Here is a 17,307-nt window from a genome sequence, read left to right on the forward strand (position 1 = left end):
GGCCCGGAAGCGCGCCATGGCGCGGTCGCTCGGGAGGGACGACCGTTCATCACCCCGCCAAAGTCGTGTCATAGGGACGCCACAGCGGCCGGCTCGACCGTTGACCCATGGACACCACGACCCTCACCTCCCCGGGCCGACCCGCCCCTGCGGCCCCGGAGGCCACCGGGCTCCAGGAGCGCCACCCCGCCGTCGCCCCGCCGCCCGCCGGTGCGGGCCGTGGCGCGAGCCGGCTCCGTCGTCTCTGGCGCGGCTCGGACGCCGACCCCACGTGGGCGCGTCCCGCGCTCCTCGCCCTGCTCGTCGTCACCCTCGTGCTCTACACGTGGAACCTCACCGCGAGCGGCTACGCCAACGCCTTCTACTCGGCGGCGGTTCAGGCCGGCAGCGCGAGCTGGAAGGCCTTCTTCTACGGCGCTTCCGACGCCGCCGGCTCGATCACGGTCGACAAGCCCCCCGCGTCGCTGTGGGTCATGGCGCTGTCGGTGCGCCTCCTCGGGCTCAGCTCGTTCGCCGTCCTCGTCCCGCAGGCGCTCATGGGCGTCGCCACCGTCGGCGTCGTCCACACGACCGTCAAGAGGCACTTCGGTGCCGCGGCCGGGCTCGTCGCGGGAGCCGTCGTCGCGCTGACCCCGGTCGCCGCGCTGATGTTCACCTTCAACAACCCCGACGCGCTCCTGACGCTGCTCATGGCGCTCGGTGCGTGGGCCACGATGAAGGCCATCGAGCAGGCGTCTGCGAGGTGGATGGTCGTCGCCGGGGTCCTCATCGGCCTCGGCTTCCTCACCAAGACCCTCCAGGTGCTGCTCGTCGTGCCGTTCTTCGGCATCGCCTACCTCGTGGCCGCACCGACGACGCTGCGCAAGCGAATCGTCCACTCCCTGCTGGCGATCGGAGCCGTGGTCCTGTCCGCCGGCTGGTGGGTCGCGATCGTCGAGCTCGTCCCCGCCTCGGCCCGCCCGTACATCGGCGGCAGCCAGACCAACTCCTTCCTCGAGCTGACGTTCGGCTACAACGGCCTGGGCCGGCTGAGCGGCAACGAGACCGGCTCGGTCGGTGGCGGTGGTGCCGGTGGCCCCGGTGGCGGCGGCATGTGGGGCGAGACGGGCCTGTTCCGGATGTTCTCCAGCAGCGTCGGTGACCAGATCTCCTGGCTCATCCCGAGCGCTCTGGTCCTGCTCGGCGTCGGGCTGTTCCTGCGCGGCCGACGCCCGCGCACCGACGTGCGCCGCGCGGCCTACCTCGTCTGGGGTGGCTGGCTCGTCGTGACGATGCTCGTCTTCAGCTTCATGGCCGGCATCTTCCACGAGTACTACACGGTGGCCCTCGCCCCGGCCGTCGGTGCCCTCGTCGGCATGGGGTCAGTGGAGGCCTGGCGGCACCGCGGGCGGGCGGTCGGCACCGTCACCCTCGCGGTGGCCACGGCCGCGGCGGCGGTCTGGGGCTTCATCCTCCTGTCGGGCACGACGGCCTACGGCGACTGGCTGCGCATCGCCGTCCTCGCCGTCGGGTTGGCCTCGGCCCTGCTCCTGCTCGCCGTCCCGTGGCTGCACCTCGCGGCCGTGCCCCTCGTCCTCGCCGGTGCGCTCGTAGCCGGCCTCGCCGGACCGGCCGCGTACACCGTGTCGACGACGGCGCAGGGCCACACCGGCTCCATCGTGACGGCCGGTCCTGCGGGCTCGCACCGCGGGGGTCCGGGCGGTGGCGCTGCCGGCGCGTTCGCCGGCGGTGCTCCCTTCGGCGGCCTGAGCCGGGGCAACGGCAACGGCACGGCGCAGCAGGGTGGCCCTCGGGCCGGACGGGGCGGCCTCCTCGACGCGTCGACGCCGAGCACCGCGGTCGTCGCGGCGCTGTCGGCCGACGCCGACCGGTACACGTGGGTGGCCGCGGCCGTCGGGTCGCAGACCGCCGCCGGACTCCAGCTCGGCACGCAGCTGCCGGTCATGGCCGTCGGCGGGTTCAACGGGTCCGACCCCAGCCCGACGCTCGCCCAGTTCGAGCAGTACGTCGCCGAAGGCCGGATCCACTACTTCGCCGGCGGCGCAAGAGGGTTCGGCAGCCAGAACGGCGGCAGCAACGCCTCCTCGCAGATCGCGTCGTGGGTCGAGCAGAACTTCGTGAGCGTCACGATCGACGGCTCGACGTTCTACGACCTGACCCGGCCGCTGACGGACTCCGCATCCGCCCCCGGCGCCACGACCGTCCAGTGACGACCGCACGCACAGCGCCCCCCACGACACAGGAGGACCTCCGATGACGTCCCTGCCGACGCCGCGAAACCGCCTCTCCCAGCAGGTCGTCCGGTTCGCGGGCGTCGGCGTCCTGTCGACCGTCCTGCACCTCGGCCTCTTCGCGGCCCTGGTGCGGGGCGGCGTCGGGTCGATCCTCGCCAACGGCCTCGCGCTCGTGGTGGCGACGGTGGTCAACACTGCGCTGAACCGGACCTGGACGTTCGGGGTCACCGGGCGCCGACGCCTCGTGACCCACCACGGGCAGGCCCTCGTCGTCTTCGGCATCACCTACGCAGCGACGACGGCGGCGCTCGCCGCCCTCGCCGCGGTCTCGCCTGGCGCGGGCACGCAGGTCCAGACGCTCGTCGTCGCGGTCGCCAACGTCCTGTCGACGGCGGCGCGCTTCGTCGCCATGCACCGGTGGATCTTCCGTCCCTCACCGCCCCATACCGCCGACCGGTCACAGCCGGCAGGGCTGGAGCCGGCCGTGTCCGCCGGGGACAGCCCCGACCGCTGACCGGCCGGCGACCGTCGACGGGCCTCGGGGTCAGTCGTGGTCGTCCGGGCCGGCAGCCTGCTCCCACCAGGGTTCCTGGTGGGCGGCGACGACGGCGTCGACGTCACGACCCGACAGGTCGACACGGGTTCCCACGACCGGCGCGACGAGACGCACGCCCTTGTCGGCGGCGACGCGCCGGGCCCACCGGATCGGCTCGCTCCACCAGTGGTGGGCCAGGTTGAAGGTGGCCCAGTGGATCGGCAGCATGACGGCGTCGGTCGCGCCCCGGTTGACGTCGAGGTGGGCCGAGACGGCCTGCTCGGGGTCGAGGTGGATGTCCGGCCAGTGCACGCTGTAGGCGCCGACCGGGATGATCGTCAGGTCGAACGGGCCGAGGTCGGTGCCGATGTCGGCGTAGCGGTGCGTCGGCCCGGAGTCGCCGCCGAAGAACACGGCATGGCGCGGACCGCGCAGCGACCACGCCGCCCACAGCGTCTGGTCGCGGACGAAACCGCGGCCGGAGAAGTGCCGCGCCTCGGTGCACGTCAGGGTGATCCCGGCCACGACGGTCGACTCGCGCCAGTCGAGCGACGTGATGCGCCCGGCGGGCACGCCCCAGGACCGGAGGTGCTCGTCGACGCCGAGGGGCACGACGTACAGCGGCCGGTGGGTGCGCTCGAGCATCGTGATGGACGGCTCGTCGAGGTGGTCGTAGTGGTCGTGGCTGATGACGACGGCGTCGAGCGGCGGCAGCTCGGCGATGGACCCGGGGACCGGGTGCAGGCGCTTCGGGCCGACGAGCGTCGACGGTGAGGCCCGCTGCCCGAAGACCGGGTCGAGGAGGAAGCGGGCGCCGTCGACCTCGACGACCGACGTCGCGTGGCCGTACCACGTGACGGCGAGGTCGGCCGGCGCGGTCGGGTGCTGGGGCCGCACGAGCGGGACGCGACCGGCGGGGCGGCCCCGGCCGCGCTCGCGCCACATGGTGCCGAGGACGCTGCCTGGCCCTTCGGCCTCCGGGGCCGCGCCGACGTGCGGCGGCTCGTGCGCCCTGAACCGGCCGTCACGGTAGTTGGGGGAGGCGGTCACGCGGGCGCGGACGGCGCTCGTCGTGGCGCCCATGCGTCGCAGGATCGGCAGCTGCACCGGGTGTCCTCTCGGGGTCCGCTCGGGGACCGGGTCGGTGGTTTGGGCGACGGAAACCGGGCCGCCCGGAGGTGGCGACGGTCGGCCAGGGCTCCATTCTGCGGGTTTGCCGCGTCGCGTTACCGATGACGCCGCCATGGTGTTGACGTGACACCACAGTGATGTCATATTGATGCGTATGGACATCACCGAGCACGTCGACACACTCCGGCGGGACCTGGCCCGAGCCGCCGAGGCGATGGGCCCAGAGCTGGGGCAGGCGGCCGAGCGCCTCGGGTACGCGCTCGACTCGTCGGCGCGTCTCGCCCTCCTGGACGCCCTGTCGCACGCGGCGGCCGAGATCACCAACGAGCTCGACGGCACGTCGGTCGAGGTGCGCCTCCAGGGCCGCGAACCCGTCTTCGTCGTCGTCGGCGCCGGCCCGGCCGCCGTCGCCGTCGACGACACCCAGGCCGTGCGCTCCACCGACACCACCGCGCTGCCGGCCGACGAGGAGGGCGCTGAGACGGCCCGCATCACGCTGCGCCTGCCCGAGGCCCTCAAGGGCCGCGCCGAGGACCTCGCCGCGCAGCGCGGACAGTCCCTCAACACATGGATCGTCAACGCCGTCCGCGCCGCGGCGCACGGCAACCCCCCGGCTCCCGGCTTCCCCGGCTTCCCACCGATGCCGCCGGGACCGCAGCTGGGTCCGGGCGCGCCGGGCCGCAACCGCTCCTCGAACAAGCGGGTCCAGGGCTGGGTCCGCTGACCCGCCTGCACCCCGGCACCACCGACCACCACATCCCGCGCCGGCACCACCGGGCCACGTCCCGACCGGCACCGCAGAAGGGAACCACCATGAGCGACACCCTCGAGACCCGCTTCGACACGACGGGTCCCGTCAACCTCAAGGTCGAGCTGCTCGTCGGCGACGTGACGCTGACCGCCACCGACGCCTCGGCAACCGTCGTGCGGCTGGTCCCGCACGGCCGCAAGGGCGCCGAGCTCGCCGAGAAGTTCACCGTCGAGGCGCACGGCAACGACGTCGTCGTCCTGTCCCCGAAGCTGCGCGACTCGTTCTTCTCGCTCGGCACCAAGGGCTCGGTCGACGTCGAGGTCGAGCTGCCCACCGGCAGCGCCGTCGAGGCCCGCACCGGCGCCGGTGACATCACGGCATCGGGCCTGCTGGGCGAGGTCCGCGCCAACACCGGGGCCGGCGACCTCACCTTCCACGAGGTGGCCGCCGCACACCTGAAGTCAGGCTCCGGCGACCTCACGCTCCAGTCGGCGCGCGGGGACGTCAACGCCAAGACCGGGTCCGGCGACGTCTCCATCGGCTCGGCCGGTGGCCGCCTCGACCTCGTGACCGGCAGCGGCGACATCGCGCTGCGCCGCTCCGACGCCCCCGTCAAGGCGAAGACCGGCTCGGGTGACCTGCGCATCGACGCGAGCACCGGCGACCTCGAGCTGATGACCGGCACGGGCGACGTCGACCTCGGGGCCGTGCACGGCGGCCAGGTCCAGGCCCGCACCGGCACCGGCGACGTGACCATCGGCGTGGCGCACGGTGTCGCGGCGTTCCTCGACCTCAACAGCGTCACGGGCGACGTCGACGTCGACCTCGAGTCCTCCGACGGACCCGGCGACAGCGAGGCGCGCGCCAGCCTCACGGTCCACTCCGGCAGCGGCGATATCCACGTCAAGCGCGCGACGGCGAGCCTGGCATGAGCGCCGTGAAGGGCATGACCCTGACTCCGCAGGAGGCGCTCGCCCGCGACGTCATCCTCCAGCGCTCGGCGGCACGGCACCACGCGCCCCGGCGCCAACGCCGCCACGTGCGCGCCGCGCTCCTGCTGCGGCGGCTCGCCGAGCGCCTCGACCCCGATGCGCACGGTGATGACGCGGCCGCGCGCCGCGGTGCACACGGGGACGCACACGGTGGCGCGCCGGTCGTCACGCGGTCCGGCCACGACCGTTCGGCACCGCGGCCCTGGCAGGCGCAGCCTCGCCGCTCGCCGCACCGCCACTCCTGACCCCGCTCCCGCGGGCCGACGCCCACCCGCCGACGCTTCCCGGCCGGGTGGGCGTCCGGCGTCGCGGGTGGCGTTGCGGCTGCCCTGCTCGCCCGGTGCGCACGGACCGGCGTGCGACGATCGAGCCATGTACGTGCCCCGCGCCAACGCCATGGCCGACGGCGAGATCCGCCGCTTCCTCGACGCGCACCCCGCCGGCCACCTCGTCACCGTCGGCCCGGACGGGCGGCCGGACGCCACGCTCCTGCCCGTCATCGTCGACGAGGAGCCGGAGGGCAGCCTGCGCGTCGTGGGCCACGTCGCCCGGTCCAACGAGCAGTGGACGCGGATCGCGTCGGGCTCCGCCGGCCTCGTCGTCGTCACCGGGGCGGACGCCTACGTGTCGCCGGGCTGGTACGCGAGCAAGCGTGAGCACGGCCGGGTCGTGCCGACCTGGAACTACAGCGAGGTCCAGCTCTCCGGTGCGGTGACGGTCCACGACGACCCCGGGTGGGTTCTCGACGTCGTCACGCGGCTGACCGAGCGGCACGAGGCCGGCCGTGCCGCGCCGTGGGCCGTCACGGACGCACCGGCCAGGTGGGTCCGGGGCCGCCTGCGCGCCATCGTCGGCGTCGAGCTGCGCGTCGAGCGCGTCGAGGGCAAGGCCAAGCTGTCGCAGAACCGGTCGGACGCCGATCGTGCCGGAGCCATCGCGGGCCTGCGCGACGAGCCGGGCGCCGTCGCGCACGTCGTCGCCGACGCCATGGCGGACGCCCTGTCGAGCTGACCCCCTGATCTGGAAGCCGTTGTGGCACAGATGCGCCGAGGCATCGGCGAGTCAGTGGCTCGCCACGACGACCGTGGTGCGCCACCGCGTCGACGCGGGGCGCCTCATCGAGCGGTGACCCGCTCCGCGGTCGGCGACCAGCGGGCCGGGTCGAGCCACGCGTGCACGAGCGGCACGACCGACGCGCCCTCGCCGCTCGCGGCTGCGACCCGCTTCATCGACCCGGCCCTGATGTCGCCCGCCGCGAAGACCCCGGGCACCGTCGTCTCGAGGCTCTCGGGGGGCAGGTCGCCGTTCCAGCGCGCCTGCGGCACGTCGCGGCCGGTGAGGACGAACCCGCGCTCGTCGCGCGCCACCACGTCGGGCAGCCAGTCGCAGTGGGGCGCGGCGCCGATGAGCAGGAACAGGCCCCGGCAGTCCCGCGTGGTCTCGGTGCCGTCACGGGTGTCGCGGACGGTGACCCAGCCGAGACGGCCGTCGTCACCGGGCCCGCCCGCGACGACCTCCGAGCAGCCCTGGACGGTGACGCGCGGGTTGTACTCGATCTCGCCGACGAGGTAGCTCGACATCGTCTCGGCGAGGCTCTCGCGCCGTACGAGGATCGTCACCGAGCGGGCGAACCGGGCCAGGTGGATCGCCGCCTGCCCCGCGGAGTTGCCGCCGCCGACGACCACGACGTCGTAGCCCTCCATCTCGCGGGCGGCCGTCATGGCGCTGCCGTAGTGGACGCCGAGGCCGACGAGCCGTTCGATGCCGGGGGCGTCGAGGCGCCGGTACGTGACGCCGGCCGACACGACGACGGCCCGGGCCAGCACGTCGCCGCCCTCCGTGCAGAGGCGGTGCGGCGTGGGCACACCGGCGTCGTCGACCTCGCCGGGTACGAACGACGTGACCGGCCAGCCGGTGAAGAACCGGGTGCCGAACCGGATGGCCTGGTTGCGGGCCCGCTGGGCGAGCCGCATGCCGGAGATGCCGCGCGGGAAGCCGAGGTAGTTGCGGATCATCGACGACGTACCGGCCTGTCCGCCAACGGCTTCGGCCTCGAGCACGACGGTCGACAGGCCCTCCGACGACGCGTACACCGCGGCCGCGAGACCTGCGGGTCCCGCGCCGACGATGGCCACGTCGACGACGCGGTCGACGTCGACGTCCGCCGGCCGACCGTAGATGCGGGACGCGACGTCGCGGACGCTGTGGGCGACCCCGACGCGCTGGCCCAGGTCCATGACGAGCGGGAAGTCGGGCTCGCCGCCGCCGGCGACGTGGAGGTCGAGGACGTGCCGGCCCTTCTCACTGTCGGGCGGGTAGACGCGGTTGGGCATGCCCATCCGGTCCAGGTAGTCGCGGATGGCGAGGGTGAGCGCGTCCTCGACGGGCGAGACGATGGCGACGGCAACGGCCTCGGGCTCGGCCACGGTCGAGCCCCAGTCGGACAGCAGCTCGCACACGGCGGTGTGGAACTCCTCGTCACGAGGACCGCGGGGCATGAGCAGGTAGGCGTCGTACTTGCCCTTGGCCATGCCGCCGCGGAGCCGGTCCGCGTCCTCGCGGAACGTCGACACGTGGCTGGCGATGACGCGCCGGGCCGTCGGCACCGTGGCGCGCCACCAGTGGAAGGCCTCGAGGACCTCCGCGTCGGGCAGCCGCGACTCGGTGACGAACATCGCGACCTGGCCGCCCTCGGCGACGACGCGGCGCGCCTCGAGCTTGGCCTCGTGGGCCGAGGTGGCCGTCGGCAGCTCGTAGTCGCGCTCGTAGCGGCAGAACTCGTCGCGCAGCTGCTCGCAGCGGGTCTCGGACACGAGGATGATCGCCGGCTTCACCCTGCCGATCCTAGGAGGAACGTGGCGCCCCGGGTATGGCCCCCGGATCCGCCGACGCCGACGCGGCCGCCGGGCGCTCGCGCAACGTGAGCCAGAGCCGGTGGGCCGTGATGACGGCGAGGGCCCAGGCCAGACCGATGAGCCACCCGGCGAGGACGTCGGTGAGCCAGTGGTGGCCGAGGAACACCCGCGACAGGCCCATGGACAGGACGAAAAGCGTGCCCACGGTGACGGCGACGACGCGCTGCCACGCGGCGGTCGTCTCGATGAGGAGGAGGTAGACGACGACGGTCGTCAGCACCGTGGCGTTGAGGGTGTGACCGCTCGGGAACGACGCTGACACCTCGAGCGGCGGAACCGCGAGCGACGCCGGCGGTCGGGCGCGGTCGACGAAGCCCTTGCCGACGACGGTCATGGCGAGCGAGCCGGCCGCCGAGACGGCCGCCACGACGACCGGCGTCCACCGGCGCCGGCGCCACGTGATGACCGCGACGACGACGGTGGCCAGGATCGGCATGCCGACGGGCCCGCCGACGTCGGTGAACGCGGTGACGGCAGAGTCGAGCCCGGGCGAGCGCAGCGACACCGCGGTGTCGAGGACCGGCTGGTCGACCACCGTGAGGCCGTCGCGTCCGACGACGCCCTCGTAGAGCGTCTCGACGCCCTCGACGAGCGCCGCCATGACGACCAGGGCAACGACGGTGAAGACGACGAACGCCACGTGGGCAGCGGACCACGAGGCGACGCGTCGCGCCGTCGGTCGCGACGCGCGCGCGACGGCGGCGAAGACGCCGACCAGCCACCGCCCGAGGCGGGTGTGCCACGCGGTGAGGTCACGCGCGCCGATCGTGTCGTCGGGTGTGTGCCGGTGCGCGTGCTCTGCCACGCCCGGTTCCTTACCCGGTGACCGGTGTCGGCGACCCGGCGTAGGGTCCGGGGCCATGACCGCCGCCGTCGCGCCGCTCGCGTCCATCTCGATCGACTGCCCCGACCCCGACGCCATCGCCCCCTTCTACCGCGCCCTGCTCGGGCTGGAGGAGGCGTTCGCCACGCCCGACCGAGGCGTCGTCTGCCTCTCCGGCGCGGGGCCGATGCTGACGCTCATGCGGGTCGACGCGTACGAGGCGCCGACGTGGCCGGACGGCCCGCAGCGCCAGCAGCTGCACCTCGACCTCGCCGCGGACGACCTCGATGCGTGCGTGTCCAAGGCGCTGGAGCTCGGTGCCCGCGAGGCCGGCCACCAGCCGGCCCCCGACCAGTGGCGCGTCATGCTCGACCCCGTGGGGCACCCGTTCTGTCTCAGCGCGGTGCGCCCCGGATGACCGTCGTCGTGCGGCCCGCGACCAGGGACCGGTTCGACGACGTCGCGACGATGCTCGGGCCGAGGAACCCGACCTCGAGCGTCTGTTGGTGCCTGAGCCACCCGGCTCGGTGTCGGCAGGGTTCCCACGCGTGCTCATGCGCCTCGACCTGCGGTGAGGCGCGGTGAGCCCGATGTCCCCGCCGCGTCGTAGGGTCACCGCATGACGGTCGTCGGAACCGACGGTCTGGCGCGCCCGCTGTGGGCCTCGTCCGACCCGCTGCTCATGGACTACTACGACACCGAGTGGGGCATGCCGGTCCGCGACGAGCAGGGCCTCTACGAGCGCATCTGCCTCGAGGGCTTCCAGTCCGGCCTCTCCTGGGCCACCATCCTGCGCAAGCGGCCGGCCTTCCGGGCCGCCTTCGCCGACTTCGACCCCGACGTCGTCGCCACGTTCACCGACGCCGACGTCGAGCGGCTCATGCAGGACGCCGGCATCGTGCGCAACCGGATGAAGATCACCGCGACGATCCAGAACGCGCGCGCCACCGTCGCCCTTCGCCGCGAGGGCGGGCTCGTCGAGCTCGTGTGGTCGTTCCGACCTGCCGACACCCCCCGCCCCACGGACCACTCCGAGGTCCCCACCGTCTCGGAGGAGAGCAAGGCCCTCTCGAAGGCCTTGCGCAAGAAGGGTTTCGCCTTCGTCGGGCCGACGACGATGTACGCCCTCATGGAGGCCGTCGGCATCGTCGACACGCACCTGGTCACGAGCCACCGGCGCGGTACGAGCGGCGTCTGGCCCGACTGACGGCGGGCTCAGCCGTCCAGGACGGCACGGGCCGCGTTGTGCCCCGGGATGCCGCTGACCCCGCCGCCGCGCCGGGCGCCCGCTCCCGCGAGCAGGAGCGAGGCGTACGGCGTCTCGACCCCCCACGTGCCGACCTCCGGGTCACGCTCGGCCCACGGCCACTGCAGCGACCGGTGGAAGATGTTGCCGCCCGGCAGGCCGAGCGAGCGCTCGAGGTCCACGGGGCTCCTCACCTCGAGGCACGGCCGGCCGTCGGCGTCGCGCAGCAGGACGTCCTCGATCCGCTCGGCGAGGACCGAGTCGAGCGAGCGCAACGTCGCCGCCAGGGCGGCCGCCGTCGCGGCGTCGTTGTCCTCGCGGAACAGCCGGGCCGGCAGGTGGAGGCCGAACAGCGTCAGCGTCTGCGCGTCCGAGGCGGCGAGCCGGGGGCCGAGGATCGAGCGGTCGCTCAGGGTGTGGCAGTAGACCTCGCACGGCGGCAGGTCGGGGATGCGTCCGGCGGCGGCCGCGGCGTAGGCGTCCTCGAGCTGGCGGTAGCCCTCGTTGACGTGGAAGGTGCCGGCGAAGGCGGCCCGGGGATCGGCGCTCGGGTCGCGCAGCCGGGGCAGCCGCGTCAGGAGCATGTTGACCTTGAGCTGGCTGCCCTCGACGTCGTCCTCGGTCGGCACGGGGTCGGCGCCGGCGGCGGCGAGCAGCCGGTTGAGGACGGTGGGCGCACAGGCGGCGAGCAGCGAGGTGCCCCGGGCACGGCCGCCTGCGCTGCCGGCGTCGATCCCGCTGCCGCCGGCCCACGCGACCTCGCCCGTCGACGGGTCGAGGCTCGTGACGTCGGCCCCGGTGACGATGCTCGCCCCTGCGTCGACCGCGGCCCGGGCGAGCGCGTCGGTCAGGGCGCCCATGCCGCCGACGGGCACGTCCCAGTCGCCGGTGCCACCGCCGACGAGGTGGTAGAGGAAGCACACGTTCTGGCGGAGGTCGTCACCGCGCAGTGAGGCGAACGTGCCGATGAGGGCGTCGGTGGCGATGATGCCGCGGAGGGTGTCGTCGTCGGTCACCGACTCGACCAGCTCACCGACCGGGCGCGTCGTCAGCGCGTCGAACAGCTCGGGGTCGCCCGACAGGCTGCGGACGTGCTCGCGACTGGCCAGCGGCTCGAGAACCGTGGGGAAGACCTTCGCGGCGAGTCCTGCCATGCGGCCGTAGAGCTCGGTCCACCCCGCCCAGGCGTCCTCGCCGCCGGTGAGGTCCCGGAAGGCGGCCTGCGTCGCGGCGGCGTCCGCGGTGTCGACGAGCAGACCCCGCCGGGGGTCGGCCGGCACCGGCGTGTACGAGGAGTAGCGGCGCCGGACCAGCTGCACGTCGAGGTCGAGGTCGGTGAGGATCTGCCGGGGCAGCAGCGACACGAGGTAGGAGTAGCGCGACAGCCGAGCGTCGACACCGGCGAAGGCGCGCGCCGACACTGCGGCACCACCGACGTGCTCGCCCCGCTCGAGCACGAGGACCCGGCGACCCGCGCGGGCGAGGTACGCGGCCGCAGTCAGGCCGTTGTGGCCGGCGCCGATGACGATGTCGTCGTAGTGCACCCCCGTCACCCTAGCCACCACGCCTGAGCCCGGAACACACCGAGAAGTAGCCAACGCGACCGGGAGTACCGGGTGGCGGTTGGCGACTGCTCGGTGTGTTGCGGGGGGCGGGGGGCGCGACCTGACCGAACTGGCCGGCCTCGTGCTCGTCGCCGCCGGAGTCCTCGCCGTCGCCGCCGCTCGCCGAGGAGCGTCGCCGACGCGCCGGCCGGGACGAGACGTACTGACGCGTCCCGGCGCCGACCGTGTGAGGTGACCGATGCGTCCGTCCCCTTCTGGAGCGGGTCGCCGCGTGGCAAGGTCGGAGCATGACCGACGTGACCGACGCACCCTCGACGACGAGCGCGACCGACGCCTACCGCGCCGCCCGGGACCGGCTGCTCGACCTGCGCGGTGACCACGCCCGCGCCGTCGCCGAGTTCGCGTGGCCGGAGCTCGGCGACCGGTTCAGCTGGGCCGTCGACTGGTTCGACGCGATCGCGCGCGGCAACGACCGGCCCGCGCTGACGATCGTCGAGGAGGACGAGTCGTCCTCGACGGTCAGCTTCGACGACATGGCCCGCCGCTCGGACCGCGTCGCGGCCTGGCTCGGGTCGCTCGGCGTGCGCCGCGGTGACTCGGTGATCCTCATGCTCGGCAACCAGGTCGAGCTGTGGGAGACGATGCTGGCCGTCATGAAGCTCGGCGCCGTCATCGTGCCGACGACGACGGCCGTCGGCCCCGGCGACCTCGCCGACCGGATGGAGCGGGTCAGCGCCCGGGCCGTCGTGACCAACGCGTCGGAGGTGCACAAGCTCGACGACCTCCCCGGTGACTACGTCCGCGTCGCGGTCGGCAGCGACCCCTCCGGCGATCGTTCCGGCGACCCATCCAGCGGGGCGCCCGAGGGGTGGCACTCCTTCGCCGACGCCCACGCGTCCGACGCCGGTCCCGCGCGGCACCCGGGCACCGGACCGGACGACCGGCTGCTGCTCTACTTCACCTCCGGCACGACGAGCCGGCCCAAGCTCGTCGAGCACACCCAGCGCTCCTACCCCGTCGGGCACCTGACGACGATGTACTGGCTCGGGCTGCGGCCCGGCGACGTCCACCTCAACATCAGCAGCCCGGGCTGGGCGAAGCACGCGTGGTCCTCGTTCTTCGCGCCGTGGATCGCCGAGGCGACGATCTTCGTCTACAACTACGCCCGTTTCGACGCCGCCGCGCTGCTGCGCGTCCTGCGCGACCACGCGGTCACCTCGCTGTGCGCGCCGCCGACCGTGTGGCGGATGCTCATCAAGAGCGACCTGTCGGGCGGGCCCGGTGCGCTGCGCGAGGTCGTCGGTGCCGGCGAGCCGCTCAACCCGGAGGTCATCGCGCAGGTGGAGAAGGCGTGGGGGCTGACGATCCGCGACGGCTACGGCCAGACCGAGACGACCCTGTCGGTGGGCAACACACCCGGGTCCCTCGTCAAGCCGGGCTCGATGGGTCGGCCGCTGCCCGGCTACCCGGTCGTGGTGGTCGACCCGGTCACCACCGTGCCGGTCACCGAGGCCGACCCGGACGGCAACCGCGAGGGCGAGATCTGCCTCGACCTGACGCACCGGCCCGTGCCGCTCATGACCGGCTACCAGGGCGACGAGACGCGCAACGCCGAGGCGATGGCCGGCGGTTTCTACCACACCGGCGACGTCGCGTCGGTCGACGCCGAGGGCTACATCTCCTTCGTCGGCCGGACCGACGACGTCTTCAAGGCCAGCGACTACAAGATCAGCCCGTTCGAGGTCGAGTCGGTCCTCATCGAGCACCCGGCCGTCGCGGAGGCGGCCGTCGTGCCGGCTCCCGACCCGGTGCGTCTGGCCGTGCCCAAGGCCTACATCGCCCTCGCCCCCGGCCACGAGCCCGGGGAGGAGACGGCCCGCTCCATCCTCGCCCACGCCCACGAGAAGCTTGCGCCGTGGCAGCGCGTCCGCCGCATCGAGTTCTACGACCTGCCCAAGACGATCTCGGGAAAGATCCGCCGCGTCGAGCTGCGCGGACGCGAGAACGACCTCGACGCGTCGGGTGCCACCCAGCCGCAGGACGAGTGGCGCGACGACCAGTTCCCCGACCTCAGGGGCTGACGCCTCCCGGGACCCGCACCGTGGAGGTGGTCGGGATCGGCGTCCCCGGCGTCGCCGGTGTCGTGGCGCCCCCCGGTGCGGTCGTCGCACCGACGTCCTCGGGGGTCGGCACCGGCAGCGTCCGCAGGGTCGTCTCGTCCACGCGTCCGCACGTCCGGGTCGCCGCCTTCGCCGGCTCGCCCGGCTGGGCCGTGGACCGCTCGGGCCGGTAGGGGTCGATGCGGGCACCACTGATGACCTCGACGCTGTCGTAGGCGGGGCGGCCCTCGAGGAGGTTGCGGAAGGTGTAGCGGGTCAGGGAGTTCAGCTCGCAGGCGTTGCCGAAGGCGAGGATGTCGAAGGCGTACGGCTGGCCGTTGAGCTCCTCGCCCTGCCCCTCGGCGTAGTGGGCGACGACGCCGCCACCGGTGAAGGTGCCGACCTGGATCCGGTTGCCGTCGAGCTTCGGCGTGTGCATGTGGCCGTTGACGAGGAGGCGACCCTTCTCGACGCCCTGCGTGGCGTAGGGCTCGTGGGCGACGACGACGTCCGGCTCGGGCTGGTCGGCCATCGTCGCGTTGTACCGGTCGACCGCGGGCTTCTCCTTCGCGACGGGGTCCTCGTTGTCGTCGCCGAAGAACCGCGGGTCGTTGAAGCCGGTGATCCGCAGCCCGTGGAACGACAGCTCGCGCAGCGCGCCCCGGCCGTCCTCGAGGAGCACCACGTTGGGGATGCGGCCGAGGCGGTCGACGAGCCCACGGTCGGTCGCCGAGGACTGGTCGTGGTTGCCGCTGACGAAGACGTACGGCACACCCAGTCGCTGGATCGAGCGGAAGATCCCGGCCGCCTCGGCCTCCTGGACGCGTCCGAAGTTGATGAGGTCCCCGCTGTCGATGACGGCGTCGATGCCCTCCTCCTCGACGATCGTGCGCATGAGGGCGTACTGGTTGGCGCCGTGGATGTCGGAGACGAGGAGGAGGCGCGCCGACACCGGCTCGCTGACGCTGCCCTGGACGTACTTCTGCTGGAGGGCCTGCGTCACGGCGAGCAGGTTGCGGAAGTAGGGCGTCACCTGCGCGGCCCGCGCCTCGACGTCGGCGAGCAGCCCGGCGTTGCGCTGGACGACACCGAGGACCCCGGTCGTGCGGTACTCGGCGAACCGCGCCGGCTGGTAGGTCACCGCGATCCCGCCGAAGGTGCCGGCGCACGCGACGACCATGGCCGAGGCGACGAACGCGACGTGGTGCCGCCGGGTGGTGCGCTGGCGGATGTAGTGGGACGCGAGGGACAGGAGCACCGCGATGGCGAGGGCGCCGAGGAGGAAGCGGACGCCGACGCCGACCGCCGCCTGCGTGATGGCGCCGGAGACCTCGTCCCCCGAGGGCTGGAGCGACCGGATGTCGACGTCGGGCCGGGTGAAGAGGTTGGTGATCTCCTCGCGCACGGCGACCTGCACGTCGAGGCCCGGCGCGAGGATCGGCGAGGCGAAGGCGACGTCGACGTCCCCGATGATCGTCGGGGAGTGCAGCACGGCCGTGTGCCGCGGGATGGGGTCGAGGCGCAGCACCGCCCGGTACTGCGACGTCTCGACGACGGTCGGGGCGAGGTTCGTCGCGGCCACCCCGCCGAGGTAGCAGGCGGCGAGGACCGCGACCCAGCTGAGCACGTGCGACCCGCGGCGCAGCCAGTGGCCATCGCCGGACAGCAGGTCCCGCACGCGTCGCACCGCCTCACCCTAACCGGCGGATGCGGCGCGCCCTCCGACGTGTCGGGCGTGCCGGGCAGCCCGTGGCCGACGTCCGAAGTGTCCGCCTCGACGGCGACGCGCCGACGCCGCCGGGACACCGGGCGTTCACCTGCGGCTGCTGGCATCGGACCGGAAGGGAGGAGCCATGGGTCCAGCTCGCCGCCGCCACGTCGTCGTGGTCCTGCTCGTCGCCTACGTCGTGCTGCTCCTCTTCGGGCGGAGGGTCCTCGGTGAGGACGCCGGCGTCGCCGTGCTCGTGGGCAGCTTCGTCCTCGGGTTCGCGTGGCTGACCCTGCTCGTCGCGCCCTGGGCGGCCCGCGGGCGACCGCGTCCGCGCAGTGCCGTGCGCGGGTCCCGTCCGCGTCGGTGACCCACCCTCACGAGTCGAGGTGATCCGTCGCGGTCGGGCGCGAGCGGATACCTCGACCGCGGGTGGCTCGCGGGTGGCGCAGACGCTGCTCAGGGGTGGCTCAGAGGTACTGGCCGGTGGGACCGCTGTCAGCCTGCGGGTGGTGGCCCGGGTGCACGCCGGGGGGTGTGCCGTACGACGCGCCGGGGCCCGGGGGCAGCGCCCGCATCTGCTGGAGCTGCTGCTGGGCCGCCATCTGCTGGGCGACGAGCGCGGTCTGGATGCCGTGGAACAGGCCCTCGAGCCAGCCGACGAGCTGGGCCTGGGCGATGCGCAGCTCGGAGTCGCTCGGCTCGTCGCTGCGGAAGGGTAGCGCGATGCGGTCGAGCTCCTCGACGAGCTCGGGCGCGAGGCCGCCCTTGAGCTCCTCGAGGGACCGGTGGTGGATGTCCGCGAGACGGCGCCGCCCGGCCTCGTCGAGAGGAGCGTTGCGCACCTCCTCGAGCAGCTGCTTGATCATCGAGCCGATGCGCATGACCTTGGCCGGCTCCTCGACGAGGTCCGCCGGGTTGGTCCGCTCGCGGTCCTCCTCGTCCCGGCCCCGGCCGGTGCCGTCCGCGTCGCCCGCCCGGTCGTCGCCGTCGCCGCCGGGGCCTTCGGAGACCCCCATGCCGTCGGGGGTCACGACGACGACGCGCTGCTGCTCGTTGCCGCCCGCGTCGCCCGAGCCGTCGGGCCGGCCGCCCCACGTGCTGCCGGTGCTCCCCGTGCTGCCGGTGCTGCCAGGTCCCGTGGTCGTGGCGTCGTCAGTCATGCCCTCCATCCTGCCGCACGGGTCGAGCCGAGGGACGAGCGCGTCACCCGGGGACGAGCCGACGGCAGGCGGGCGCAGGCGGGCGCGGGCGAGCGCACCCATGGCGCCCTGTCTCTTATACACATCTGACGCTGCCGACGACGGA

Annotated in this window: 16 protein-coding genes; 10 read left to right on the forward strand and 6 right to left on the reverse strand. The window is 73.7% G+C overall.

The window, feature by feature from the left end:
* Nucleotides 1-107: 107 nt before the first annotated feature.
* Both ACR9ZK_RS15165 and ACR9ZK_RS15170 read left to right on the forward strand, forming a co-directional pair.
* The gene (locus ACR9ZK_RS15165; RefSeq protein WP_481342779.1) at nt 108-2,210 is read left to right on the forward strand and encodes an ArnT family glycosyltransferase; all 2,103 of its coding nucleotides are present in this window, start codon (nt 108-110) and stop codon (nt 2,208-2,210) included.
* A gap of 43 nt (nt 2,211-2,253) precedes the next feature.
* Nucleotides 2,254-2,748: a GtrA family protein gene (locus ACR9ZK_RS15170; RefSeq protein ID WP_481342780.1), complete on the forward strand. Its 495-nt coding sequence runs from the start codon at nt 2,254-2,256 to the stop codon at nt 2,746-2,748.
* A gap of 30 nt (nt 2,749-2,778) precedes the next feature.
* Here ACR9ZK_RS15170 and ACR9ZK_RS15175 read toward each other — a convergent pair whose 3' ends face one another.
* Nucleotides 2,779-3,876 (reverse strand): MBL fold metallo-hydrolase, encoded by a 1,098-nt coding sequence (locus tag ACR9ZK_RS15175; RefSeq protein WP_481342781.1) that lies wholly within the window; start codon nt 3,874-3,876, stop codon nt 2,779-2,781.
* Nucleotides 3,877-4,054: 178 nt separating this feature from the next.
* On the opposite strand from ACR9ZK_RS15175, the gene ACR9ZK_RS15180 reads away from it, so the two are divergent.
* The 4 genes from ACR9ZK_RS15180 to ACR9ZK_RS15195 all read left to right on the forward strand — a co-directional run bounded on the left by ACR9ZK_RS15180 (nt 4,055) and on the right by ACR9ZK_RS15195 (nt 6,654).
* Nucleotides 4,055-4,624 (forward strand): toxin-antitoxin system HicB family antitoxin, encoded by a 570-nt coding sequence (locus tag ACR9ZK_RS15180; protein WP_481342783.1) that lies wholly within the window; start codon nt 4,055-4,057, stop codon nt 4,622-4,624.
* Nucleotides 4,625-4,713: 89 nt separating this feature from the next.
* Entirely contained in the window at nt 4,714-5,583 is an 870-nt protein-coding gene (locus tag ACR9ZK_RS15185; protein ID WP_481342784.1) for a DUF4097 family beta strand repeat-containing protein, read from the forward strand.
* Nucleotides 5,580-5,888 (forward strand): hypothetical protein, encoded by a 309-nt coding sequence (locus ACR9ZK_RS15190; RefSeq protein WP_481342785.1) that lies wholly within the window; start codon nt 5,580-5,582, stop codon nt 5,886-5,888. Before ACR9ZK_RS15185 ends, ACR9ZK_RS15190 begins: the two co-directional genes overlap by 4 nt.
* Nucleotides 5,889-6,015: 127 nt before the next feature.
* Nucleotides 6,016-6,654 (forward strand): FMN-binding negative transcriptional regulator, encoded by a 639-nt coding sequence (locus ACR9ZK_RS15195; protein WP_481342786.1) that lies wholly within the window; start codon nt 6,016-6,018, stop codon nt 6,652-6,654.
* 104 nt (nt 6,655-6,758) lie between these two features.
* Here the strand turns inward: ACR9ZK_RS15195 and ACR9ZK_RS15200 are convergent, their stop codons facing one another.
* A complete protein-coding gene (locus ACR9ZK_RS15200) occupies nt 6,759-8,477 on the reverse strand; it encodes an NAD(P)/FAD-dependent oxidoreductase (RefSeq protein WP_481342787.1) in 1,719 nt (572 codons plus the stop codon).
* A gap of 10 nt (nt 8,478-8,487) precedes the next feature.
* On the reverse strand, nt 8,488-9,363 hold the full coding sequence (locus ACR9ZK_RS15205; RefSeq protein ID WP_481342788.1) for a phosphatase PAP2 family protein: 876 nt from the start codon (nt 9,361-9,363) through the stop codon (nt 8,488-8,490).
* A 55-nt stretch (nt 9,364-9,418) separates the two neighbouring features.
* Here ACR9ZK_RS15205 and ACR9ZK_RS15210 point away from each other — a divergent pair, with 55 nt between their 5' ends.
* Together ACR9ZK_RS15210 and ACR9ZK_RS15215 are read left to right on the forward strand one after the other, a co-directional pair.
* Nucleotides 9,419-9,799 (forward strand): VOC family protein, encoded by a 381-nt coding sequence (locus ACR9ZK_RS15210; RefSeq protein WP_481342789.1) that lies wholly within the window; start codon nt 9,419-9,421, stop codon nt 9,797-9,799.
* Nucleotides 9,800-10,000: 201 nt separating this feature from the next.
* The gene (locus ACR9ZK_RS15215; protein WP_481342790.1) at nt 10,001-10,588 is read left to right on the forward strand and encodes a DNA-3-methyladenine glycosylase I; all 588 of its coding nucleotides are present in this window, start codon (nt 10,001-10,003) and stop codon (nt 10,586-10,588) included.
* A gap of 8 nt (nt 10,589-10,596) precedes the next feature.
* On the opposite strand, the gene ACR9ZK_RS15220 is transcribed toward ACR9ZK_RS15215, so the two are convergent.
* The gene (locus ACR9ZK_RS15220; RefSeq protein WP_481342791.1) at nt 10,597-12,171 is read right to left on the reverse strand and encodes a phytoene desaturase family protein; all 1,575 of its coding nucleotides are present in this window, start codon (nt 12,169-12,171) and stop codon (nt 10,597-10,599) included.
* Between the two features lie 308 nt (nt 12,172-12,479).
* Between ACR9ZK_RS15220 and ACR9ZK_RS15225 the strand changes: the two genes are divergently transcribed.
* Nucleotides 12,480-14,273, forward strand: a complete 1,794-nt coding sequence (locus tag ACR9ZK_RS15225; RefSeq protein WP_481342792.1) for an AMP-binding protein — start codon at nt 12,480-12,482, stop codon at nt 14,271-14,273.
* Here the strand turns inward: ACR9ZK_RS15225 and ACR9ZK_RS15230 are convergent.
* The gene (locus ACR9ZK_RS15230) at nt 14,263-15,978 is read right to left on the reverse strand and encodes a metallophosphoesterase family protein (protein ID WP_481342793.1); all 1,716 of its coding nucleotides are present in this window, start codon (nt 15,976-15,978) and stop codon (nt 14,263-14,265) included. The genes ACR9ZK_RS15225 and ACR9ZK_RS15230 overlap by 11 nt on opposite strands.
* 166 nt (nt 15,979-16,144) lie before the next feature.
* Between ACR9ZK_RS15230 and ACR9ZK_RS15235 the strand changes: the two genes are divergently transcribed.
* Entirely contained in the window at nt 16,145-16,369 is a 225-nt protein-coding gene (locus tag ACR9ZK_RS15235) for a hypothetical protein (RefSeq protein WP_481342794.1), read from the forward strand.
* A 100-nt stretch (nt 16,370-16,469) separates the two neighbouring features.
* Here ACR9ZK_RS15235 and ACR9ZK_RS15240 read toward each other — a convergent pair whose 3' ends face one another.
* Nucleotides 16,470-17,018 carry a proteasome activator gene (locus ACR9ZK_RS15240; RefSeq protein WP_481342795.1) on the reverse strand — a complete coding sequence of 183 codons (549 nt, stop codon included), beginning with the start codon at nt 17,016-17,018 and terminating at the stop codon, nt 16,470-16,472.
* Nucleotides 17,019-17,307 lie beyond the last annotated feature (289 nt).

This window comes from Monashia sp. HAY1-5C (assembly GCF_056755255.1).